Source organism: Gordonia amicalis NBRC 100051 = JCM 11271 (assembly GCF_000332995.1).
In the GTDB taxonomy this organism is placed as follows: Bacteria; Actinomycetota; Actinomycetes; order Mycobacteriales; family Mycobacteriaceae; genus Gordonia; species Gordonia amicalis.
On record NZ_BANS01000005.1, the window covers coordinates 113225 to 136821 of the forward strand.

Annotated in this window: 20 protein-coding genes; 14 read left to right on the forward strand and 6 right to left on the reverse strand. The window is 69.5% G+C overall.

Going from position 1 to position 23597, the window contains the following annotated elements:
- Positions 1–4 precede the first annotated feature (4 nt).
- The gene (locus GOAMI_RS03355; protein ID WP_006434979.1) at positions 5–1408 is read left to right on the forward strand and encodes a class II 3-deoxy-7-phosphoheptulonate synthase; all 1404 of its coding nucleotides are present in this window, start codon (positions 5–7) and stop codon (positions 1406–1408) included.
- Positions 1409–1621: 213 nt separating this feature from the next.
- Here GOAMI_RS03355 and GOAMI_RS03360 read toward each other — a convergent pair whose 3' ends face one another.
- The gene (locus GOAMI_RS03360; RefSeq protein ID WP_006434980.1) at positions 1622–2866 is read right to left on the reverse strand and encodes a protein kinase domain-containing protein; all 1245 of its coding nucleotides are present in this window, start codon (positions 2864–2866) and stop codon (positions 1622–1624) included.
- Positions 2867–3001: 135 nt separating this feature from the next.
- On the opposite strand from GOAMI_RS03360, the gene GOAMI_RS03365 reads away from it, so the two are divergent.
- A complete protein-coding gene (locus GOAMI_RS03365; RefSeq protein ID WP_006434981.1) occupies positions 3002–3367 on the forward strand; it encodes an Rv2175c family DNA-binding protein in 366 nt (121 codons plus the stop codon).
- Here the strand turns inward: GOAMI_RS03365 and GOAMI_RS03370 are convergent.
- Both GOAMI_RS03370 and GOAMI_RS03375 read right to left on the reverse strand, forming a co-directional pair.
- A complete protein-coding gene (locus tag GOAMI_RS03370; protein ID WP_051995359.1) occupies positions 3336–4916 on the reverse strand; it encodes an alpha-(1->6)-mannopyranosyltransferase A in 1581 nt (526 codons plus the stop codon). The two genes, GOAMI_RS03365 and GOAMI_RS03370, sit on opposite strands and share 32 nt — an antisense overlap.
- Before the next feature lie 8 nt (positions 4917–4924).
- Complete coding sequence (locus GOAMI_RS03375; protein ID WP_006434983.1) at positions 4925–6163, reverse strand: polyprenyl synthetase family protein; 1239 nt, start codon at positions 6161–6163, stop codon at positions 4925–4927.
- 11 nt (positions 6164–6174) lie between these two features.
- On the opposite strand from GOAMI_RS03375, the gene metF reads away from it, so the two are divergent.
- Positions 6175–7152 carry a methylenetetrahydrofolate reductase [NAD(P)H] gene (metF, locus tag GOAMI_RS03380; RefSeq protein WP_040004536.1) on the forward strand — a complete coding sequence of 326 codons (978 nt, stop codon included), beginning with the start codon at positions 6175–6177 and terminating at the stop codon, positions 7150–7152.
- 31 nt (positions 7153–7183) lie between these two features.
- On the opposite strand, the gene GOAMI_RS03385 is transcribed toward metF, so the two are convergent.
- The 3 genes from GOAMI_RS03385 to GOAMI_RS03395 all read right to left on the reverse strand — a co-directional run bounded on the left by GOAMI_RS03385 (position 7184) and on the right by GOAMI_RS03395 (position 10480).
- Complete coding sequence (locus tag GOAMI_RS03385; RefSeq protein WP_006434985.1) at positions 7184–8086, reverse strand: LppM family (lipo)protein; 903 nt, start codon at positions 8084–8086, stop codon at positions 7184–7186.
- A gap of 62 nt (positions 8087–8148) precedes the next feature.
- Positions 8149–9762: a phytoene desaturase family protein gene (locus tag GOAMI_RS03390; protein WP_006434986.1), complete on the reverse strand. Its 1614-nt coding sequence runs from the start codon at positions 9760–9762 to the stop codon at positions 8149–8151.
- Between the two features lie 46 nt (positions 9763–9808).
- Positions 9809–10480 carry a GNAT family N-acetyltransferase gene (locus GOAMI_RS03395; protein WP_006434987.1) on the reverse strand — a complete coding sequence of 224 codons (672 nt, stop codon included), beginning with the start codon at positions 10478–10480 and terminating at the stop codon, positions 9809–9811.
- A 321-nt stretch (positions 10481–10801) separates the two neighbouring features.
- Between GOAMI_RS03395 and GOAMI_RS03400 the strand changes: the two genes are divergently transcribed.
- From GOAMI_RS03400 to ftsW, 11 genes are all read left to right on the forward strand, one after another.
- Positions 10802–11266 (forward strand): SAV_6107 family HEPN domain-containing protein, encoded by a 465-nt coding sequence (locus GOAMI_RS03400; protein WP_006434988.1) that lies wholly within the window; start codon positions 10802–10804, stop codon positions 11264–11266.
- A gap of 177 nt (positions 11267–11443) precedes the next feature.
- Positions 11444–11845 (forward strand): SCO2097 family morphological protein, encoded by a 402-nt coding sequence (locus tag GOAMI_RS03405; RefSeq protein ID WP_006434989.1) that lies wholly within the window; start codon positions 11444–11446, stop codon positions 11843–11845.
- Positions 11846–12298: 453 nt separating this feature from the next.
- Positions 12299–12739 (forward strand): division/cell wall cluster transcriptional repressor MraZ, encoded by a 441-nt coding sequence (gene mraZ, locus GOAMI_RS03410; protein WP_006434990.1) that lies wholly within the window; start codon positions 12299–12301, stop codon positions 12737–12739.
- Between the two features lie 242 nt (positions 12740–12981).
- Positions 12982–13968 (forward strand): 16S rRNA (cytosine(1402)-N(4))-methyltransferase RsmH, encoded by a 987-nt coding sequence (rsmH, locus tag GOAMI_RS03415; RefSeq protein WP_006434991.1) that lies wholly within the window; start codon positions 12982–12984, stop codon positions 13966–13968.
- Positions 13969–13970: 2 nt separating this feature from the next.
- Positions 13971–14828 (forward strand): cell division protein FtsL, encoded by an 858-nt coding sequence (ftsL, locus tag GOAMI_RS03420; RefSeq protein WP_006434992.1) that lies wholly within the window; start codon positions 13971–13973, stop codon positions 14826–14828.
- A 103-nt stretch (positions 14829–14931) separates the two neighbouring features.
- Positions 14932–16896, forward strand: coding sequence for a peptidoglycan D,D-transpeptidase FtsI family protein (locus tag GOAMI_RS03425; RefSeq protein ID WP_006434993.1), 1965 nt, complete (start codon positions 14932–14934; stop codon positions 16894–16896).
- Positions 16897–17034: 138 nt separating this feature from the next.
- Complete coding sequence (locus GOAMI_RS03430) at positions 17035–18720, forward strand: UDP-N-acetylmuramoyl-L-alanyl-D-glutamate--2,6-diaminopimelate ligase (RefSeq protein ID WP_006434994.1); 1686 nt, start codon at positions 17035–17037, stop codon at positions 18718–18720.
- On the forward strand, positions 18717–19265 hold the full coding sequence (locus GOAMI_RS03435) for a UDP-N-acetylmuramoyl-tripeptide--D-alanyl-D-alanine ligase (protein ID WP_006434995.1): 549 nt from the start codon (positions 18717–18719) through the stop codon (positions 19263–19265). Before GOAMI_RS03430 ends, GOAMI_RS03435 begins: the two co-directional genes overlap by 4 nt.
- A gap of 94 nt (positions 19266–19359) precedes the next feature.
- Positions 19360–20457, forward strand: coding sequence for a phospho-N-acetylmuramoyl-pentapeptide-transferase (gene mraY, locus GOAMI_RS03440; protein ID WP_006434996.1), 1098 nt, complete (start codon positions 19360–19362; stop codon positions 20455–20457).
- Positions 20450–22045, forward strand: coding sequence for a UDP-N-acetylmuramoyl-L-alanine--D-glutamate ligase (gene murD, locus GOAMI_RS03445; RefSeq protein ID WP_006434997.1), 1596 nt, complete (start codon positions 20450–20452; stop codon positions 22043–22045). Before mraY ends, murD begins: the two co-directional genes overlap by 8 nt.
- Positions 22042–23597: putative lipid II flippase FtsW (ftsW, locus tag GOAMI_RS03450; protein WP_006434998.1), on the forward strand; the 1556-nt coding region annotated here is incomplete at its 3' end. The genes murD and ftsW, both read left to right, overlap by 4 nt.

The window sequence follows — 23597 nt, forward strand, 5'->3', positions numbered from 1 at the left end:
ACCAGTGGTGAACTGGACCGTAGACGTTCCGATCGACGAACTCCCCGAGCTGCCGCCGTTGCCCGGTGGCCTCCAGGAGCGCTTCGACGACGCGATGAGCCGCCCCGCGCTGCAGCAGCCGAGCTGGCCCGCCGAGGAAGCACGCAAGATCCGCACCGTCCTGGAGTCGGTGCCGCCGATCTGCATGCCCGCCGAGGTCCAGTCGCTGTCGTCGCAGCTTGCCGACGTCGCCGAGGGACGGGCCTTCCTGTTGCAGGGCGGAGACTGCGCGGAGACCTTCGCCGACAACACTGAACCCCACATCAAGGCGAACATCCGCACGCTGCTGCAGATGGCCGTCGTGCTCACCTACGGTGCGAGCCTTCCGGTGGTGAAGGTCGCGCGCATCGCCGGCCAGTACGCCAAGCCGCGGTCGTCGAACGTCGACGCCCTCGGCCTGCCGTCGTACCGCGGCGACATGGTCAACGGCTTCCCGGCCGACGAGGCCGTGCGTGCCCACGATCCGTCGCGCCTGGTGCGCGCCTACGCGAACGCCGCCGCGGCCATGAACCTGGTCCGCGCGCTCACCCAGGCCGAGGCCGATCTGCACCGGGTCCACGACTGGAACCGCGAATTCGTACGGACGTCGCCCGCCGGCGCCCGGTACGAGGCCCTCGCAGCCGAGATCGACCGCGGTCTGCGGTTCATGGACGCCTGCGGCGTCACCGATTCGAGCCTCCACTCGGCGTCGATCTTCGCCTCGCACGAAGCGCTCGTCCTCGACTACGAACGCGCCATGCTGCGACTGGCCGACGACCCCGCGGCCGACGCGAAGAGCGGGGACAAGGTCCTCTACGACCTCTCGGCGCACTTCCTGTGGATCGGTGAGCGCACCCGTCAGCTCGACGGCGCGCACATCGCGTTCGCCGAGCTGATCAACAACCCGATCGGCGTGAAGATCGGACCGACGACGACGCCCGAGCAGGCCGTCGAGTACGTCGAACGACTCGACCCGCACAACGTTCCGGGCCGCCTGACCCTCGTCGCCCGGATGGGCAACGGAAAGGTGCGCGAGGTGCTCCCGGCGATCGTCGCCGCCGTCGAGGCGACCGGTCACAAGGTCATCTGGCAGTGCGACCCCATGCACGGCAACACCCATGAGGCCTCGACCGGCTTCAAGACGCGGCACTTCGACCGCATCGTCGACGAGGTGCAGGGCTTCTTCGAGGTCCACCGCGCGCTCGGCAGCCATCCGGGCGGCGTGCACGTCGAGCTGACCGGTGAGAACGTCACCGAGTGTCTCGGTGGCGCACAGGAGATCTCGGACCTCGACCTCGCCGGCCGCTACGAGACCGCCTGCGACCCGCGCCTCAACACCCAGCAGTCGCTCGAGCTGGCGTTCCTCGTCGCGGAGATGCTGCGCGGCTGACACTTCCCGGCGACGGGGCGGGTGGTTTCGATACGCCTCGTCGCAGGCTCCTCGGCTACTCAACCGGCGGTGGGGGTGTGCCTCGTCGCAGGCTCCTCGGCTACTCAACCGGCGGTGGGGGTGTGCCTCGTCGCAGGCTTCTCGGCTACTCAACCGGCGACGCTCTCCGCCGGCCGAGTAGGTCCGAGGCGCCGGCCGAGGACCGTATCGAGGTCAGCCGATCGTGAGATAGGTGCTGCCGACCCAGAACCCGGCAGCACCCAGACCGACGGCGATCGCCAGCACCAGGAGAATCCACAGCAGCGCGCCCAGGCGTCCGCCCCCGACGAGTTCGGGTTCGAGCGGGGCCTGGTCGCGCGTGTCGGCGGCGTCCCGCCCGCGCGATCCCGGTCGGTCGTTCCGCTCACGGGCAGGTGTGACGGGCCGATCGTCGGCGGGTTCGGCGACCGGTCGGACCGGTGCCGCGGGGGCTTCCGGCGACGAGGCGCCCGGTTCATACGGGCCTGGTGCCGACTGGATCCGGGTTCCGTGACCGCCCGGTCCGGCCGCGCGATAGCGCGATTTCATCTCGCGCTCGCGCGACCGCTTCGGCGCGGGCACGGTGAACGGCGGCAGATCGAGGTCGTCGGCGACCGTGAGCAGGGCGCGCTGCATCTCGAAACCGTCGGCGTACCGGTCGGCGGGGTTGCGCTCGGTCGCCCGCAGCACGATCTCGTCGAATTCCGCGGGGACACCCGCGATCACGTCGCCCGGCGCGGGGACGTCGTAGGTGAGTCGCTGGTAGGCGAGAGACAGTGGCGAGTCGCCGTGGAAAGGTGTTCGGCCCGTCAGCATCTCGAACATCATCACGCCCATCGAGTAGACGTCGCTACGCGCGTCGGCGTGGGTGGACTCGACCTGTTCGGGCGAGAGGTAGGCGGCGGTACCGAGGATCACGCTGGCCGAGGTCACCCCTGCCTCCGCGACGGCGCGCACCAGTCCGAAGTCGGCGACCTTGACCTCACCGGCGTCGGAGATCAGCACGTTCTCGGGTTTGACGTCGCGATGGACCAGTCCCGCGGCGTGGGCGGTCCCGAGACCGCCGAGTACGGGTTCGGCGACGGCCACCACGGCGTGCGGGGGCATCGGTCCGCGCTCGCGCAGCAGTTCACGCAGGCTTCCGCCGTCGACGAGTTCCATGACCAGGAAGGCGATGCCGTTGTCGATGCCCTGGTCGTAGACCGCGACGAGACCCGGGTGTTTGAGGCCGGCGACCGCGCGCGCCTCGAACTCGAAGCGGCGCAGGAACTGCGGATCGCCCGAATACCGCGAGTCCATCACCTTGACCGCCACCTCGCGGCCGAGCCGGAGGTCGACACCGAGGTAGACCGCCGACATGCCACCCCGCGCGATGGGAGCGTCGATGCGGTACCGGTCCTCGAGGACGGTCCCGAGCATCGGGTCGACGGGGGAGTTCACCCCGCTGAATCTACCTGCAGCACCGTACCGTCGGGGTCATCGGCGCGTGTGAGCTGCGGTCGGTGTCGGACCTCGGGCGGGCACGCGGAGATCGGCGGTTTCACCGGACCCGGAAGTACCGCTACGCTTCTTCCCGTGGGTTCCATACCGTTGTCGCCTGACACCCTGTCCGCAGATGTCGAGATGCTGTCGGTCGACGAGGTCGCCGACCGGCTCGCGGTGTCCACCAACCGGGTGCGCACACTCATCCGCGACCACAATCTGCTCGCCGTCTCCCGCGGTGGACATCCGGTGATCCCGGCGCTGTTCTTCGACGACGACGGCGTCGTCAAACACTTCTACGGCCTCGTCGGGGTCCTGCTCGACGGGGGTTACACCCGGGACGAAGCGATGACCTGGCTGTTCACCGTGCAGGAAGACCTCGATCTGCATCCCGCCGCGGCACTGCACACCGACTCCGCCCGCGAGGTCATCCGCCGGGCGCAGGCTCAGGCCTTCTGACCCCGTCCTCCTCGGCCGCCGGCTCGTCCGGTGCGCCGGAGTGGCCCGAGCCCCACGCCCATCGCCCGAACCGGCCGAGCCGCAACGGATCCGGGCGCAGCAGTGACCAGGCTGCGAGTCCGGCCAGCAGGAACGCCAGGGTGAGTTCGAAGGGCTTGTAGAAGACGATCGCATCGTCGGGCTGGAACACGATCAGCATGAAAGCAGACACCCCGACCACGCTCGCCCGCGCCCACGGCGGCAGTGTGAACGCCACCGCGATCGCCAGCACCCACGTGTAATACCAGGGGAGCGTGGACGGTTCGAGCACGAGCACGGCCAGCATCGCCCACGCCATACCCGCGACCGCGTCCCGGGCGTCGTGCCGGTGACGCCACCACAACGCGACGAGTGTGACCGCGAGGATCACCGCACCGATCGTGTGCGTGATCTCGAGCACCGGTTGCAGATTGAGAGCGGCGAATGGGGCGGCGACCAACGTGACGAGATGGGCGACGAAGGTGGGGAGCGTGAACCAGTTGATGATCACGTCGGCCCAGCCCAGACCCGTCAGCCAGCCGAATCCCAGACCGACCAGCAGAGTCCAGACGCCGAACACCGCGAGCGAGACACCCACGATCGCGGCGAAGACGCCGACGACGTCGCGGGCGGTCACCGGGCGGCGGGACCGTATGTGGGACAGCCAGATCCACAGCAAGAACGGGATCGCGATCCCCGCGGTGATCTTGATCGACACCGCGAGTGCCAGCACCGCGGTGCCGGTGACGTGCCGGCCGGTCACGACCAGGACGAGACCCGTGGTGAGCACCCCGGCCATGAGGAGTTCGACGTGAGGTCCCGCGACGAGATGGATGAGGACCATCGGGTTGAACAGTGCGAGCCAGAGACCGGCCTGCGGCGAGGCGCCGAAGTGGCGGGCGAGTCGCGGGATCGCCCACAGCGACAGGAACAGCCCGGGCAGCAGCACGAGCCGCACGGCCAGGACACCGGCGACGACATGGTCACCGGTGATCTCGGTGACGACACGCAGCAGTCCCATGGTGAACGGTCCGTACGGCGCCGTGGTGGTGGCCCAGACCGTGGCCATGCTGTCGACGAGCGGGCCCGGATGATGGGCCGGACCGTCGGCGTAGGGATCGAACCCCGCACCGAACACCGCACCCTGGGCGAGGTAGGCGTAGACGTCACGGCTGTAGACCGGAACGGCCACGAGCAGCGGCGCTGCCCAGACCAGTAGCCACCGCTGCAGGGTCCGGGTGGACGGGGAGTTCGCGGAGCCGGTCGCGACCCGGCGACCCAGCCGGACCCAGGCGAAGACCATCAGAAAGACCCCGAGCCAGAAGAAGGTCCCGAAGAGGTTCTTGCCGTGGCCGTAGGTGATCCAGCTCAGCCCCAGGTCGGTGAGCGTCGTGCTGTTGCGGGGCGGATCACCGACTCCGAAACTGCCCACGCACACCAGGATCGAGCCGATCGCGCCGATGATCAGATCGCCACGTGCGGGACGGTCGCGGCCGTCCGCGTGCGTGGGCGTCGCAGTTGGTGCTTCCACGCCGGGGTTCACGCCTCGCGATGTGCGGTCCGGTGGGCGACCGCGGTGAGTTCGGTGCGGATGTCGTCGCCGATGTCGGCGGCGTCGAGTGCAGCGAGAGCGGCGCCGAGCAGGTCGTCGATCTTGCCCTCCATCTCGGCGACCGCGCCGACGTCGACGAGAAGTGCTCGCGCGGAACCCAGTTCGTCGTCGTCGAGAGGGCGGCCGATGAACGTGCGCAGGCGGCTCCCGAGTGCGGGGTCGGAGTCGTCCGCTCGTCGCAGCGCGGTGGCGAGCAGGGCGGTGCGCTTACCCGAGACCAGGTCGTCGCCGGACGGTTTGCCGGTCCGTTCGGGATCGCCGAAGACGCCGAGCTGATCGTCGCGCAACTGGAAGGCGATGCCCAGGTCGTGTCCGATCTTCCGCAGCGTCGCGACCAGATCCTCCGACGCGCCGGCGAGTCGCGCCCCGAGTTCGAGCGGGCGGGCCACCGTGTACGCGGCGGTCTTGAACTCCATCACGCGATAGGCCGCGGCCGCGGAGTCGTCGCCGCTGGCCTCGTTCACGATGTCCAGGAACTGGCCACCGAGCACCTCCGTGCGCATCGCCGCCCAGGTGGCGCCGACGGCGGGCGGCAGTGGACGGTACTCGGGGGTGGCTGAGCTCCGATCGCCGGTCGAGCTCGTTTGTCCGCTGGTTGAGCTTGTTTGTCCGCTGGTTGAGCTTGTTTGTCCGCTGGTTGAGCTTGTCGAAACCCCCGGCCGGTGATCGTGCACGAGGTCGTCGGCCCACGCGAGTGCGAGATCGCCGGCCAGGATCGCCGCGGCCACCCCGTGGTCGGCGGGGTCACCCGCCCAGGAGGCCGCGGCATGTCGCGACTGGAACACACGGTGCAGCGTCGGCTGTCCGCGCCGGGTGTCGGACCGATCGATGATGTCGTCGTGGATCAGGGCACAGGCCTGCACGAGTTCGAGGGCCGCGCCCACCCGCAGCGCGTCGCGGGCCTCGCGGCCGACGGTCGACGCCTCATCGGAGTCGACGCGTCCCGACTCGCTCATGCCGCACCGCCACCCGGCGAAGGCGAAGACCGGCCGGATCCGCTTCCCGCCCTGCAGCACGAAATCCCGGACCAGCTCCGCTGCGGTGCCGACCACCGGGGCGATGTCGGACGCAGCGGGTACCGCGACGTCGAAGAAATTGCGCAATTCGGTCTCGACGGCCGCCGGGACCGCATCGAGCGAGGTCGGCGTGGGGAAGGCGGAGGTCACCCTGCCAGGCTATGCGAATCGCTCTCTACACTGTTTGGGTGACCCCAACCGCTCCGGCACCCTCGATCGTCGAACGCCTGTCCGCCCCGCACCGTGGACCGGTGCCGTTCTCCGTCGAGTTCATGCCCCCGCGGGACGCCGAGGGCGAGGCCCGTCTGTGGCGCGCGGTGCGCATCTTCGAGCGGCTGTCCCCGGCGTTCGTCTCGATGACCTACGGCGCCGGCGGGTCGACGCGCGACCGCACGGTCCGCATCACCGGCGAGCTCGCCGCCCAGACCACCCTGCTACCGGTGGCGCACCTGACCGCGGTCAACCACAGCGTCGCCGAACTGCGCGCGCTCGTCGGTGCATACGCCGACCAGGGCATCACCAACATCCTCGCCCTCCGCGGCGACCCGCCCGGCGATCCGCTCGGAGAGTGGATCAAGCACCCCGACGGCGTCGAATACGCGGAGGAACTGGTCCGTCTCATCGGCACCCTCGGCGACTTCCACGTCGGCGTGGCGTCGTTCCCGGAGGGTCACCACCGTGCCCCCGACCTCGAACACGACACCCGCAACCTGGTGAACAAGCTGCGCGCGGGCGCCGAGTACTCCATCACCCAGATGTTCTTCGACGTCGAGGACTACCTGCGGCTGCGTGACCGGGTGCAGGCGGCCGACCCCGAGCAGGGCGCCAAGCCGATCATCCCGGGCATCATGCCGGTGACCTCGCTGGCCAGCATCAAGCGCATGGCCGAGCTGTCCGGTTCGGTGATCCCGCCGAACGTGGTGGAACGGTTCGCCAGGGCTGCGGGCGACGGACCCGAGGAGGATCGGGCCGCCGTGCGCGCGGTCGGCATCGACTTCGCGACCGAGACCGCGGAACGACTCATCGCCGAGGGCGCACCCTGCCTGCACTTCTGCAGCCTCAACTTCGCCAAGGCGACCAGCGAGGTGCTCGCCCGGCTCGGCGTGGACGTCGACGCCGCGCTGCACGTGCCGGCCTGAGCGTCCCCGCCCGACGTCCGGCCCGGCGGCCCTAGCTGTCCTTGGGCGCAGTCGCCGCAGTCGGGTCGGCGGCTGCCGAGAGTCCCTCGCCGGACAGGGTCGACGGCGCGGTGTTGGTGGAAACCGGTCGTCCCGGCCGTGGGCCGCGGTACCGCTTCGAATAGGCGATCCGCACGATGACCAGCACCGCGATCAGGCAGACGATGGCGACGAACCACGACCAACTGCTCACTGCGGCGGTCGCCGGATCCGGGTAGGTGGCGTCGGCGCTGAAGTCCGACGGTTCGCCCGGCGCCGGGGTCCAGGTGACCGTCGACTCGCCGACCTGGTCGCCGTTGGTCGCCGTCACCGGCCCGCCGAACGTGACCGTCAGCTGCACGAAGTCGCGGACCGGGGTGAGGTCGGAGAGGTCGGTGTCACCGCGGAAGCGGACGACCTCGCCGCTGCGCTTGGCCGTGAGGTCCATCGTCAGCGAGGTCTCGCCGTAGGCGTCGGCGATGATGTCGCCGAGCTGCCCGAACTGGCCGGCGGTGAGATCGCTGAAACTCGCGCGGCTGCCGACGCGCGTGACCGCCTCGTCGAGCTTGTCACCGGAGTCCTCGTTGTCGTCTCCCGCGGACCCCGACGGCGCGGCCGATTCCGCGCTCTCCTCCGGCGTCTCCTTGAACTCGGTCACCGAGACCTGCCCCAACATCGATTCGGGGAGATCCAGCTGCGGCGCGCCACGAGGATTGTCCGGCGACGTCGCGACGATGACGCTGCCGGAATACCGGTCACCCACCGTCGTCGACCGCTCGAGACAACCGGCCATCAGCGGGGACAGAAGGAGCGCCACGATCACCACCGCCACCGGCATCAGCCGGCGGCGTCGGGACTGATCGCGGGGGGACTCAGGTGCACCCTGCTCGGGAATCGACGATCGCACGCTGCTCATCGTGCCAGACGCTCAGCCGAACAGACGTCTCCGACGCTCAGCCGAACAAACGTCTCCGTCGCTCAGCCGAACAAACGTCTCCGACGCAGTGCGGCGTGGCCGGCGATGTATCCACTCGCACCGGTCACCCCGCCACCGGGATGTGTCGACGCACCTGCCAGGAGGAGACCGTCGGCACCGGGGACACGGTGGCCCGCCAGGTCCGGGGTCGGACGCCACATGAACATCTGGTCGATCGACATCTCCACGTGCATGATGTTGCCGCCGATCAGGCCCAGTTCGGATTCGAGGTCCTCCGGGGTCTGCACATGGCGATGGGCGATCGACTCCGCGAAACCCGGTGCATGACGGTCCACCTCGGCGCAGACCGCCGCTGCGGCCTGCGCGCCCAGTGTCGACCAGTCGCCCTCGGCGAGCCGATACGGATGCCACTGCGCCCACAGGTTGATCGCGTGCCGACCCTCCGGGGCGAGGGTGGGATCGATCGCCGAGAAGCTCATCGCAACGACAGCGGGCCGCGGCGGCAGTGCGCCGACCGCCGCTGCCGCATGCGCGCCGACCAGGTGTGCGCGATCGGTGACCAACAGCCCGAGGGCCGAGTGGACGCCGTGCGCGGGCAGGTCGTCGGGGAGGTCGCGATAGGCGGGCAGTGCCGTCGTACCGAGGCGCACCGCCATCCCGATCCCGCTGCCGACCACGATGTCCCGTCGCCAGCGGTCGAGGGTTCCGGCGTCGAAACCGCCCGCCGCCAACATGTCCAGGGTCGTCAGCACGTGGCAGGCGCTGATCACCGTCGGCGCGCACCGACGTTCGCCGGATGCGGTCTGCACCCGCCAGTGGTTCCCGCACCGGGTGATCGAGACGGCCGGGTCCCCGCACGCGATCCGCGCACCGTCGGCCTCGATGCGGTGGACGAGCGCGTCGGTCAACGCGCCGCTGCCACCGATCGCCCGGCCGGGCGGGATGCGGTGCATCAGCGCGGCGAACCCGACCATCGGAGCGCTGCCGGGTGCATTCATCGGCGGTCCCGACTGGGCGCCGAACCAGGCGAGTCCCGCCTTGAGCTGTTCGGAGTCGAAATAGCGGTCGAGGAGTGAGTCGCCCGAGGCCATGAGCTCGGCGGTCAGGTTCATCATCGCGCCGCTGCGACGTCCGATGAGACCGGTGCGTTCGGTGCCGGCGGTCGAACCGAGACCGCTGAACGCCCGGCCGAACTGCCGCATGGTCGCGGGCCGGTAGAACGCATCCATGACGGCCGCCGACCGCGGCGTCCACGTCTCGACGAACTGTCGGTACGCCGCGGCATCCTTCGCGCCACAGGCCCGTTCGATGGAGGCGCAGGTGGCCTCCAGGTCGGTGCGGAAGACGATCGCCGGTGCGGTCGCGGTCGCCGGGACGAAAGCCCAGGGGTCGCAGTCGACGTAGCGCAGTCCGTGCGCGGCGAGGTCGAGGTCGTCGAGGACGGGGGAGTGCCGGATCATCAGGTGCGCCGAGGAACCGCGATCGATCCGATGACCGGGGAAGCGCTCGACGGTCGACACGGCGCCGCCGGGGATCTCGTCGCGTTCGAGCACCTCGACGTCCCGTCCGGCCTGCGCGAGATACGCCGCGGCGATCAGGCCGTTGTGACCGGCGCCGACGATCACCGCGTCACGCCGCTCGCCGTGCCCGCTCATGCGGGTCCTGTGCCGTGCGCGATCGTTTCCGGGTGTGCCATGTCCTCTATCCTCCGGGTCGTGCTGGACCGGCCGACGGCGGTCGGAGATCCAGGGGGAGCGGACGACCCAGGAATGCGAACGGCCGCGGGTCGCCGGTGAACGTGAAATGCCGGAGCACGTCGGAGAACCCCATCCGCCGGTACAGCGACCACGCGCGGTTCTGCTCGGCCGGGATCTCCGGGGTCGACAGCAGGACGTGGCGTTCGGGCCGGTCGGCGAGTAGGCGTGCGAGCAGCAACTGGCCGATGCCGCGTCCCTGTGCGGTCGGGTGTACGTGCAGTTCGGTCAGCTCGAAGTAGTCGCGGGCGATCATCTCGATCTCCGCGGGCGAGCGCCCGGTCTGCCGCAACCCGAGCCGGAGTTGCTGATTCCACCACTGGCCGGTCGCCCCCGTGTACCCGTAGGCGATGCCCACGAGAACGTCGTCGGGACCTGTGCCGACGGGCGTTCCGACCCGACGCCGGGCGGTCGGCATCGCCTGCGCCTCGTGCGGGGGCAGCGTGGCGACCGCGCCGATCGCGCGCCAGCCCGGCCGGGCGATGTGCTCGCGCCAGAGGGCGGCTCGGTGCACCTCGGTCCCACGGGGGTATCCCATCGCGGTCACGTAGACGTCGAGCGCGGGCTCCAGCCACACGCGGGAGTCCTGACCACCGAGGTTCACCAGGCGGACGGTCACCGGCGGGTCGTCTTCCGGCTCGCCGTGCGGGCCCGCACCGACCCGGCCAAGCGTTCTCCGACCATCTGGTGTGACTGTCCTCTCGGTGCGGCGGACTCGGCGGAATCGGGTCGCGGGACTCGGTGTTGTAGAAGGGTGCGGGTCGCGGACCCACGCCTTGAAGAGACGCGTGCCGCTAGCTATATTGAACGTGTCGAACGGGTGTTCGATGAATGTGCCTCCGCAAGCTGTTCGCGTTCATCCCGACGACATGACGGTCCGGTGGCGGACGAGGGAAGCGTCTGCCACCGGACACCGTCATCCGCGAGTGAGGAGGATGCCATGCCCGGTCGGCCCACATCCCGCCGGTCCGCCCCCGTCGACCCGGTGATGGTCGGACGTGCGCGCGACCTCCTCCAGCGCGCACATCTCCTTCTCGACAACGCCGACGGGGTCGAGGACGACGCCGAGCGATTCCGTCAGTTCTATCTTGCCGCGCTCCGTGCCGCCGGAGCCGCTCTCGCGATCGGTGAACCGATCGGTCCCGCTCGCCGTAAGACGTCGAACGCCTGGACCCGGATTGGTGTGGTCGCCCCTGAACTCGCGCCGCTGGCGGCGCGCTTCGCCGCGCTGTCGCCCGTGCGGATGAAGATCGAGTCGGGGATCATCCGAACGCTCGACCCCGACAGTGTCGCCGGCATGCGACTCCTCGTCCTCGACTTCCTTCGTCGGGTCGAGACCCTGGTCATCGCTTACGAGCAAGGCAAATTCGGGACAGAGGACCCCCAAATCGGGCGAACAGCGTGAGGCTGGACACACTTTCGGCGTTCCGTTGTCGTACCGGTATGTGCATCCGAGGCTGCAACAGCGAGTAATGGTGGTCGCGGCAGATTTCACCTCGTATCATGGGAGAATAAGGCGCAGACGCCTCACTGGTCGTGGTTGACCGTCGTCGGCGTCGCGGATCAGGGAGAAGGAGGGTCGGTGCCACTTTCGGAGCACGAGCAACGCATGCTCGAACAGATCGAGAGCGCTCTGTACGCGGAAGACCCCAAGTTTGCGTCCAGTGTCAAGCGTCGTCGGCTGGGCAAGTCGAGTGGTCGTCGTCGCCTACAGGCGGTGGCGATCTTCGTCGTCGGCCTCGTGATGCTCGTCGGCGGTCTCATCGTCAAGATCGACATCGGCGGATTTCCGATCGTCAGCCTCCTGGGTTTCCTGGTGATGTTCGGTGCCGGCCTCTTCGCCCTCTGGGGTGACGACCTCGGCGACTCCGCGACGTCCTCGCCGCGCGGGGGAGGCAAGAAACAGTCCGGGTCATCGGGCTCCAAGCGCAAGCTGTCGGAGCGGATGGAAGAACGGTTCAACCGTCGGTTCGAGCAGGAGTAGGTTTCCTGCCTGCCTGACGGCCTCAACTCGTAGAAGAGCCGCGCACCCCACGGGGTGCGCGGCTTTTTTGTCTGCCCTTCCCTCGGCTCTCCCCGCCGTGACCCACTCCCGGCCCCTTCCTCCAACCGGGGTTCCCCACCTTCCCCCACAGGGAGGCCCCACTTTCCCCCACCTGGGCACCCCACCTTGCCCCACCGGCGCGGAGACGCAGGTCGCATGGGTATCTGGCGCCTCATCAAACGCGTCTGTCACACGCTTGACCGACGTACAGCGGGCGCGGATAGCCGAGGACACGCAGGTAGCTCCAGATGTTTTGCGGGCCTGAACTGCGAGTTTGCTGATCGTGGGAGCTGGTGTGGGCCTCTGGGGTGGAAAGTGGAGGAAAGTGGGGTACTGTGGCATCACTGGGTGAGGCGATCCGGAGCGTGGAACCCAGGGGCAGGAGGTGTCGACATGTCCGTGCGATTTGTCGGCACCTACACGCCGAAATTGGACGACAAGGGGCGACTCACGTTGCCCGCCAAGTTCCGCGACGCATTGGCAGGAGGGGTAGTGGTCACCAAAGGCCAAGACCACAGCTTGTCGGTGTACCGGACCGAAGAGTTCGACGCGATCGCGGCGAGGATCGTCGAGGCGTCACGCAACGACCCTGACCTGCGTGCGTTTCAGCGGACGTTCTTCGCCGGTTCGGAAGAACAGCGACCGGACGGCCAGGGCAGGATCAGCCTGTCCTCCGACCATCGCGTCTACGCGGGACTGTCCAAGGAATGCGTGGTGTTCGGCAGCTTCGATCACCTCGAGATCTGGGATTCGGCCGCATGGGACGAGTACCAGTCGCAGCACGAGGAGAACTTCTCGGCGGCGAACTCGGCCGCGCTGAACGCGGTCTTGTAGCCGAGAGGGGACGAGGCGGAAGCGGTGCACGGGCTTCGGGTGGCACGAGGCCCCGATCCGGTCCGACCCTGGCGTACTTCCCCAACGCCAGGTGCGTGATCGGGTCGGGACCTCGCTCCATCCGGGCGCGGCACGAGGCGAGAGTCCACCGTCCGCGACATGACACTCCTCCGACAAGTCCTTTCGCACCGAAACGCCGACTCTGCCGACCGACATGGCCGACACGCCGATGGGGGCCCTCCGTGGATGACACTGGTGACGACACTCGCCGCTCCGGCGAGTTCGGCCACATCCCGGTCATGGGCCGGCGCATCGTCGAATTGCTCACCCCGGCACTGGAATCCGAAGACCGACGCGTGTTCCTCGATGCGACGCTCGGGGCCGGCGGACACAGCGAACTCATCCTGAACACGTTCCCGAACGTGCACCTCGTCGGCATCGACCGCGACGCCTCGGCCCTGGAGATCGCGCGACGCAGGCTCGAACCGCACGCGGACCGGATTTCGCTGCACCAGGCCACCTTCCACGAGATCGCCGATGTCCTCGACGAGGCCGGTGAGGAATCCATCGATGCCGCCCTGTTCGACCTCGGTGTCTCGTCGATGCAACTCGACCAGGCCGGCCGGGGATTCGCGTACTCGGTGGATGCCCCGCTGGACATGCGGATGAACCCCGACGACCCGCTCACCGCAGCGGACGTGCTCAACACCTACAGTCACGGCGAATTGGCCCGGGTCCTCTCCGAGTACGGGGAGGAGCGCTTCGCCGGCAAGATCGCCTCGGCGGTGCTGCGCGAGCGGGAGAAGGAACCGTTCACCACCAGCGCACGCCTCGTCGAACTGCTCTACGCCACCATTCCGGCGGCGACGCGGCGCACGGGTGGTCACCCGGCGAAGCGGACCTTCCAGGCGTTGCGCATCGAGGTCAACCACGAGCTCGACGTCCTCCGCGAGGCGTTGCCGACGGCACTCTCCGTGCTCACGGTCGGCGGACGCGTCGCGGTGATGAGCTACCAGTCGCTCGAGGACCGAATCGTGAAGCGGGAGTTCGCGGCTCGCACGACCTCGACCTCGCCGCCCGGTCTGCCCGTCGAGTTGCCGGGAACCGCCGCGGAGTTCCGCCTCGTGACCCGCGGCGCCGAGCGTCCCGACGACGAAGAACTGACCACCAATCCGCGATCGGCACCGGTGCGAGTCCGGGCGGTCGAAAGAGTCGAGAAGAAGGGCTGATCATGACGATCCTGCACGAGGCCCCCAATCGTCCCGGCTCCGGACGTTCCGGCGGCAGGCGTTCCGACACCGGACGTTCCGAGGAGGAACGCGACACCCGGCGGTCGCGGAGGGCGCGCATCGAATCCGAGCGGGCGACCCGCTCGCGGGCGGCCCAGCGTGCGCTGGATCGCCGTCACAAGCGCATGGCGGCCGGTACGAGCGCACCCCGCGCGGTCCGTGGTGGCCTGTCGATGTCCGGCGTCTCGTTCCGGGAACGGTTGCAGCACACACCTTTCGTGGTCCCGGTGATCGCGTTGCTCGTCCTGGGTCTCGGTCTGAGCCTGTGGCTGTCCACCAAGTCGGCGCAGGACTCCTACAAGCTCGGCATCGAGCGGACGGAGAACCAGTCGCTCATCGATCAGCGGGATGCGCTGAAGCGAAGCTACGAATCCGGCAACTCTGCTCCCGAACTGTCCCGGGAGGCAACGCGTCTCGGCATGATCCCGGCGGACAATCCGGCGCGGATGATCGTCGACGACCCGCGACGGCCCCGTATCGTCGGGAAGCCGGCACCGGCATCGGGGAAGCCGATGGCCGATCTCAACCCCGAGCCGAAGCCCGACCCCACCGAGACCATCGATCCGCGCAAGGTGGACGACTCGATCGGGCTCGGCGGTGGTGCCGCCGGCACACCAAACCCGCCTGCTCAGCAGAGCCCGACGCAACCGAATCCGGCGCAACCCGATCCGACTCAACCGAATCCATCGGCGACACCTGGTCAGGGAGAGGGTCCGTCGACGTCGACCGATCCGGGGACAACACCTCAGCCGTCGCCCTCGACACCGGTCCCGGCACCGAATGTCGTGCCCCGTACGTGAGGTGCTCGCCGGCCGTGGGGGCTGTCACAGTGCTCCCATCGATCTGCAACCCGCCGATGCCAAATCCCTGTCACGACCTTGAAGCGGTGAACAATTGACGACCATGACACGTGCGACCTTCGAGCGACTCGGCCACGGGCCGTCTCGCCCGGGACGTCGTCCGGGCCACGGGCCGTCTGGCCCGGGACCTCGTCCGGGCCGGGGATCGAGCGCCGCCGGCGGCCCGCGTGGCCGCGGGCCGGGCAACGGCGGCCCGCGCAACGGCGGGGGATTGCACAGCTTCGGTTTCCGGACGCGGGTGGCCGGTGTCGTCGTGCTGCTCGTGGTCCTCGCGGTGGCGGCCAAGATGATCGTCGTCCACACCGTCCAGGCCGGGTCCATCTCGGCCGAGGCCGCCCAGCAACGCGAGTACACCCAGGTCCTCACGGCCAAGCGGGGTTCCATCCTCGATCGCAACGGACGTCCGCTGGCCTATACGGACGAGGCCCGCTCACTGACGTTCCTGCCCAAGGCGGTTCGCAAGTCGATCGAGGAGGAGCACCGCAAGAACGCCGAACTGCCCGGTGTCGACGAGCGGCTCAAAGAGATCGCGAAGGGCGTGTCGGTCGCACTCGGCGGCTCGATCAGCGAAGAGGACCTGCTCGAGAAGGTGACCGGCGACGAGTCCTTCGTGTACCTGGCGCGGGCGGTCAGCCCGGACGTCGCCAAGCGCATCACCGAGGAGTTCCCGGAGGTCGGCGCCGACCCGGAGAGCATCCGGCTCTACCCCGGAGGTTCCCTGGCGGCCAACGTCGTCGGCGATGTCAACTACGACGGCAACGGCCTCATCGGTCTCGAGGCCTCGCTCGACGCGATCCTCTCCGGCACCGACGGTTCCCGTACCTATGACCGCGGATCGGACGGCGCGATCATCCCGGGCAGCACCCGCAACGTGCACCCGGCGATCAACGGTTCCACCGTTCGTCTGACCCTGGACTCCGACACCCAGTGGTTCGTCCAGAGCCAGGTCATCAAGGCCAAACAGGCCTCCGGTGCACGCGCCGCCTCGGCGGTGGTGCTCGACGCCAAGACCGGCGAGGTGCTGGCGATGGCCAACGACGGCACGTTCAACGCCTCGCTGCCGCTGTCGGATCAGCCGAACGCCGAACTCGGCAACCCGTCGGTCACCTCCCCGTTCGAGCCCGGCTCGGTCAACAAGCTCGTCGCGGCCTCAGCCGCCATCGAATACGGCCTCACCCGGCCGGACACCGTCCACCAGGTGCCCGGCAGCATCCAGATGTCCGGTGTCACCGTCCGGGACGCCTGGCCGCACGGTGTCGAGCCATACACGACCACCGGCATCTTCGGGAAGTCGTCGAACGTGGGCACGCTCATGCTCGCGAAGCGGATCGGCGAGGAGCGTTTCGCCGACATGCTCAAGCGATTCGGACTCGGCCAGCGCACCGGTGTCGGACTCCCGGCGGAGAGTGCCGGAGAGGTTCCCGCGCTGAGTCAGTGGTCAGGCGGTTCGTTCGCGAATCTGCCCATCGGCCAGGGGCTTTCGATGACGCTGCTGCAGATGACCGCGATGTACCAGGCGATCGCCAACGACGGTCTGCGCGTCCCGCCGCGCATCCTCGTCTCCGAGGAGCGCGATGGCAGTACCCGGGAGGGGCGTGCCCGTCCGGAGCCGGTGCGGGTCGTCAGCGAGCAGACCGCGCGGACCGTTCGCGACATGTTCCGTTCGGTCGTGCAGGACGATCCGATGGGCGTGCAGATGGGTACCGGCACCAAGGCCGCCGTCAGCGGTTATCAGGTCTCCGGCAAGACCGGCACCGCCCAGCAGGTCGATCCGTCCTGTGGCTGCTACTCGAACTCGCGGTACAACATCACGTTCGCCGGGATCGCCCCGGCCGACGCCCCCCGCTACGTCATCGGGATCATGCTCGACAACCCGCGGCGCAGCTCCGACGGCTCCGGGGGACAGTCCGCCGGTCCGCTCTTCTCGACCATCGCGTCGTGGATGCTGCAACGCGCCCAGGTCCCGCTCTCCGCGCCGGTGCCGAGGCTGACCCTCACTGCCAACTGATCACGACCGTCATGGTCGGCGCACCGCGTCCCGATCGCCGATCCCCGGTCGGTATCGTGAGTGCAATTCTGCGCCGATCACGACCACCGACCGACAGACTGCACGTACACCGACAGGAAGAACCGAGGAGGCGAACTCATGACGTCTCGTGGTTCCACGGGTAAGGGGCCGGCCGGTAGGCGCAAGGGCAAGAAGCTCCCCGGTCGTCCGCGTCAGGTCGCGCCGACGTCGGCGACCGTCCTGTCGACGGCCACCGGCGCCCGGCTCGACCTCGTCGGCGGCGCCGACCGCGACACCAGCGTGCAGGGCGTGACCCTGCGCGCCCAGGACGTGCAGCCGGGCGATCTGTTCGCGGCATTGCCCGGAGCGGCCACCCACGGTGCGCGTTTCGCCGACCAGGCGGTCGCCGCGGGTGCGACCGCGATCCTCACCGACCCGGCCGGCCGGGTCGAACTCAGCCGTGTCCTGCCGCCCGAGACCGCCGTCGCGGTGCTCATCCACCCGGCCCCGCGGACCGTGCTCGGCACGGTGAGCGCCCGCGTGTACGGCAATCCCTCGCAGCGGCTCAAGCTGATCGGGATCACCGGCACGTCGGGCAAGACCACCACGTCGTACCTCGTCGAGGCGGCCCTGCTCGCCGCCGGCCATTCGGTGGGACTCATCGGGACCGTCGAGACCCGCGTGAACGGCGTCGCCCAGCCCAGTTCGCTGACGACCCCCGAGGCGCCCACCCTGCAGGCCCTGCTGGCGGCGATGCTCGAGGACGGCGTCGACGTCGTCGTCATGGAGGTGTCCAGCCACGCACTGTCGCTCGGACGCGTCGACGGCGCCCACTTCGCGATCGGGGCCTTCACCAATCTCTCGCAGGATCATCTGGACTTCCACGGGACGATGCGCGCCTACTTCGACGCCAAAGCGCAGCTGTTCGTGCCGTCGTCGCCCACCCATGCGGTGCGCGCCGTGGTGTGCGTCGACGACGAGTGGGGTCGGCGGATGGCCGATCTCGCGCGTCGGCCGGGGGAGGCGGCGCACCTGCAGCCGGTGACGGTGTCGACCGGTGCGACGCCCGCACACTGGCATGCCGGCCCGTCGGATCTCGTCGGCGACGGCACCTCGCACACCCCCTTCACCGAACCCGACGGCGACCACGTTCTCGTCATCCCGCTGCCGGGCCGCTACAACGTGGCGAACGGCCTGCTGGCCGTCGCCGTGGCGCATGCCGCGGGGGTGCCGATCTCCACCGCCCTCGACGCGGTCGCGTCGGTGAGTGTCCCGGGACGCCTACAGCGCGTCGATCGTGGACAGCCGTTCCTCGCGCTGGTCGACTACGCCCACAAACCCGGCGCCGTCGAGGCCGTCCTGGCGACCCTGCGGGGTCAGCTCGGCGAGGGACCCGGTCGCGTGGCCATCGTGATCGGTGCCGGCGGAGACCGTGACGCGGGCAAGCGCCCGTTGATGGGGGAGGCCGCGGCACGCGGTGCCGAACTCGTCATCGTCACCGACGACAATCCGAGGTCGGAGGAGCCGGCCGCCATCCGGTCCGAGGTTCTCGCGGGCGCGCGTGCGGTCGACGCCACCGAACGTCCGGTGGCTGCCGAACCGATACGCGAGGTCGGCGACCGCGCGGCCGCGATCGCCGAGGCGATCGCCTGGGCGGGTCCCGGCGACATCGTGCTCGTCGCGGGCAAGGGACACGAGGCAGGGCAGGAGATCAACGGCGTGAAGCATCCGTTCGACGACCGCGACGTCGTCGCCCGAGCGCTGGAATCGTCGACCCCGCAGAGCGCACCCGCCGGCTCGGTGGCCGCGGAGGGTGATCGATGACCGGACCGTTCGTCACGGTGATCCGCGGGGATACGCCGGTGACGGTCGACGACGCACGTCTGCTCATCCGCCGGCTCGCCGAGCACGCCGGTGCGATACGGGGCAGCACCACGGTGGAGATGCGCGGCGACGCCGCGGGGGATCGGCCGCGCACCTGGGCGATCATCGCCGAGGTCGCCACCCCCGGGGGGAGCGCGGAGAATCAGCGTGTCGTCGAACACGATCTCCTCGGACGTCTGGCCGTGCGGTTGGCCGTCGACAAGACTCTCTGCGTGGGCGATTCCCGATCGGTACGCGCCCTGCACCAGGGCGCCGTCATGGAGGGTTCCTGGGGTGACGAGGCGCGCATCGTCGAATCGGTCGAGGACGCCGCGGCGCTCGTCGACACCGATCCGGATTGGCGTCCCGCCGCCGGTGATGTCATTCTCCTCGCGGCTGCGAGCGCCGACCTGGACTCGGTGATCACCGCCTGGGGTACGAGCTGCGGATGGCAGATCCGCGAGGAGCCGAGCGGCGGTCCCGCGGACGAAGGGACCGCACCATGAGGGCGCGCGACAGGGCGTGCCGGCCGAGAACATCGAACAGAGTCGGAGAGAAGAGCGTGGCCCGGAACGGACGAGCGAACACGAGGGCAACACGGTGACCCAGATCCTTCTCGCGGGTGCGATCGCGATCGCGGTGTCGATCCTGCTGACCCCCGTGCTCATCAAGGTGTTCTCCCGTCAGGGATTCGGCCAGGAGATTCGGGTCGAGGGTCCCCAGAGCCATCAGACCAAGCGCGGCACACCGTCGATGGGCGGCGTCGCGATCCTGGCCGCGCTGTGGGCGGGTTACTTCGGTTCGCACCTGGTCGGCCTGTTCACCGATGGCGGCAACGGCCCCACGGCGTCGGGTCTGCTCGTGCTGGGACTGGCGACCGCGCTGGGCATCGTCGGCTTCCTCGACGACATCATCAAGATCCGCAAGCACCGCAACCTGGGACTGAACAAGACCGCCAAGTCGATCGGGCAGTTCATCGCCGCGATCCTGTTCGGCATTCTCGTGCTGCAGTTCCGCAACGACTACGGCCTCACCCCGGCCAGTACCGACCTCAGCTATGTGCGAGACATCAACGCCATCGGCCTCGGCTCGGTGGTCTTCGTGATTTTCTGCTGGCTGGTGGTCGCCGCCTGGTCCAACGCGGTGAACTTCACCGACGGACTCGACGGCCTGGCCGCCGGTTCGATGGCGATGGTCCTCGGGTCCTATGTCCTCGTGACGTTCTTCCAGTTCGTCAACGCGTGCGCCGGCGGCGCCAAGCCGCCCAGCGACATCCCGACCGGGTGCTACCAGGTCCGCGACCCACTCGACCTCGCGATCATCGCGGTCGCCGGCGGCGGTGCGTGCCTCGGCTTCCTGTGGTGGAACGCCGCACCGGCCAAGATCTTCATGGGTGACACCGGTTCGCTGGCGCTCGGCGGCATGCTCGCCGGTCTGTCCATCACGACCCGCACCGAACTCCTCGCGGTCGTCATCGGCGCGCTGTTCGTGGCGGAGATCATGTCGGTGGTCATCCAGATCGCCTTCTTCCGCACCACCGGCCGCCGGGTCTTCCGGATGGCGCCCTTCCACCACCACTTCGAACTCGGCGGATGGGCCGAGACCACGGTGATCATCAGGTTCTGGCTGCTCACGGCCATCGCCTGTGCGCTGGGACTGTCCCTGTTCTACGGAGAGTTCCTGACCACCAATGGCTGATCCGCTCACCGCCGAGAACCCCACGCCGGGCACCGACCCGCTGGGGCTGACCGGCCGGACCGTGGTGATCGGCGGGGCGGGTACCGCCGGCATGTCCGCGGCCCGGTACCTGTTGACCCGCGACGTCCACATCGTGCTCGCCGACGACCGGTTCGCCTCGCGGACCGCCGAGACCGCCGCCCGGGAAGCGGCCGTGCGTGCGGTGGCCGGGGTCGCGGATCTGCTCTCGCAGGGTGCGGAGGCCGTCGCGATCGCCGATCTGCTCGCGGACCCGTCGTGGACCGCTGACGCCGCGGTCGCGATCGTGTCACCGGGGTTCGCGCCCACGCACGACCTCGTCGGTCAGGCCGCGGCGGGCGGCGTACCGGTGTGGGGTGAGGTCGAACTGGCCTGGCGTGTCGACGCCGCGGGCCTGCTCGGCGCGCCGCGCACCTGGCTGGTCGTCACCGGCACCAACGGAAAGACCACGACCACCTCGATGCTCGCCGACATCGTCGAGCGTTCCGGCCGCGCCGGTGCGGCATGCGGCAACATCGGCCTGCCGGTCCTCGACGCCATGCGCGCGACGCCCCGCGTCGACGTGCTGTGCGCCGAGTTGTCGTCGTTCCAGCTGCACTGGGCGCCGTCGGTCCGCCCGGCCGCGGGGGTGGTGCTCAACGTCGCCGAGGACCACCTCGACTGGCACGGCACCTTCGACGCCTACGCGAGCGCCAAGGCCGGCGCGCTGTGCGGCGACATCGCGGTCGTGGGTCTCGACGACCCGGTCGCGTCGGGCCTGCCGGGCGCGGGACGCCGTGTCGGCTTCACTCTCGGCCCGCCACAGGACGGTCAGCTGGGCGTCGAGGACGGCCGGCTCGTCGACCGCGCCTTCGGTGCGGGTCGCCTGCTGCCCGCCGGCGCCGTGCATCCGGCCGGTCCATCAGGTGTTTCCGATGCCCTCGCCGCATCCGCACTCGCCCTCGCGATCGGTGTCGGGCGCGACGCCGTCGAGGCGGCGCTGACCGACTTCCGGCCGGCCGCCCACCGCGGCGAGGTCGTGGCGACCCGCGACGGCGTCCTCTTCGTCGACGACTCGAAGGCCACCAACCCCCATGCCGCCCAGGCGGCGGTCGCCGCCTACGACCGCGTGGTGCTGATCGCCGGCGGCCTGCTCAAGGGTGCGTCGATGGACGGGATGCTCACCGCGGTCGGCGATCGGCTCGCCGGGGTGGTCGCCATCGGGCGGGATCGTGACCTGGTCGTCGAAGCGATCGTGCGACACGCCCCAGAAGTCCCAACAGTCACAGTATTCACAGGGGACGATGGCACGGTGAACGTGCATCGCCAGGGTCAGGCCGAACCCGTCCTCTCGTCGACACCATTCTCGCCGTCGGCAGAAGCCTCGGAGTCAGACACCGCCGTCGCCGTGATGGACCGGGCGGTCGCCGAGGCATGGGAGCTCGCCGCCGCGAGTGACCCGACGCCCGACGCGGTGCTCCTCGCACCCGCCGCGGCCTCGCTGGACATGTTCGCCGGTTACGGCCGGCGCGGTGACGCGTTCGCGCACGCCGCCCGGGACATCGCCGGCACCTCCTCGTCCTCGCGGTGAGTCGCGTGAGCAGCGACAAGACCGCGGTCGACGCCGCGGCGGTGGACGACGGCGACCTCGACGATGCGATGGACGACGTGACCGACGGCGAGAACCCGTCCGGCGCGGCCCGGAACAAGGCGCCGGAGCGCGCGTCGGCACGGTCGAGGCCGGGCGCGGACGTGTCGGCGGCGGCCTCGACCGCCGCCTCCGTCACCGCCTCGCTGCCGGCGCTGATCATCGATGCCGTCCGCAACCTCCTGGCCCGACCCCTGGCGTCATATCAGCTCGTCCTCACAATGACCTTCATGCTGACGGCCTTCGGTCTGGTGATGGTCCTGTCGGCGTCCTCGGTCGAGGGGTACTCGCAAGAGGGATCGGCCTACGGGCTCTTCACGACGCAGGTCATCTTCGCCGGGCTCGGTCTCGTCGTCTTCTATCTGATGCTGCGGGTCCCCATCCGCCTGCTCCGGCGCTTCGCCGCACCCTCGATGGCCATCACGATCCTGCTGCTGGGCCTGGTGCTCATCCCCGGCATCGGCGTGCTCAGCCAGGGTGCGCGACGCTGGTTCATCGTCGCCGGTGTGTCGGTGCAGCCCTCCGAGCTGGTCAAGGTCGCGCTGTGTATCTGGGGTGCGCACCTGCTGGCGTCGCGACGCCGCGACAACGCGTCGATCAAGGAACTCCTGATCCCACTCGTGCCGGTCGCGATGTTGGTCTGCGTGCTGATCATCCTCGAGCCGAACCTCTCGACGACGATCACCATCGCGATCATCGTCGGCGCGGCGCTGTGGTTCGCTGGTCTGCCGATCAAGGTCTTCTCGGCGTTCGCCGTGTCCGGTGTGGTCCTCGCGGTGATCCTCGCTCTCGCCGAGGGGTACCGGTCGCAGCGCGTGATGAGCTTCCTCGGCGGCATCGACGATCCTCAGGGCGCCGGCTACCAGGCGCGCCAGGCGACCTATGCCCTGGCCAACGGCGGAGTGTTCGGCGTCGGCCTCGGTCAGTCGAGCGCCAAGTGGAACTATCTGCCCAACGCGCACAACGACTTCATCTTCGCCATCATCGGCGAGGAACTCGGCCTTCTCGGCGGGCTGCTGGTGGTGTTCCTCTTCGTCCTGCTGGGCTACATCGGGTTCCGTATCGCGCACCGCTCCACCGATCCGTTCCTGCGCCTGATGACGGCGACCATCACCGTGCTGATCCTCGCGCAGGCGTTCATCAACATCGGCTACGTGATCGGCCTGCTGCCGGTCACCGGTATCCAGCTGCCGCTCATCTCGGCCGGCGGTACCTCGACCCTGACCGTGCTCGCAATGCTCGGCCTGCTGGCCAACGCCGCACGACACGAGCCGGAGGCGGTCGCGGCGCTCACCGCCGGAACACCGGGCCGGCTCGCCCGTGTGCTGCGGCTCCCGACACCGGTGGGCTACCGGCAGTCGCGGGCGGAGACCCTGCGCGATCGTCTCGACCAGCGCCGGTCGTCGGGCGGCCGGACGGCCGGACATCCGGGTGCGTCGGGACGGCCTCGGGCGACCGGACGAACCGGGGCGCCGAACCGTCGCGGACGACCGGC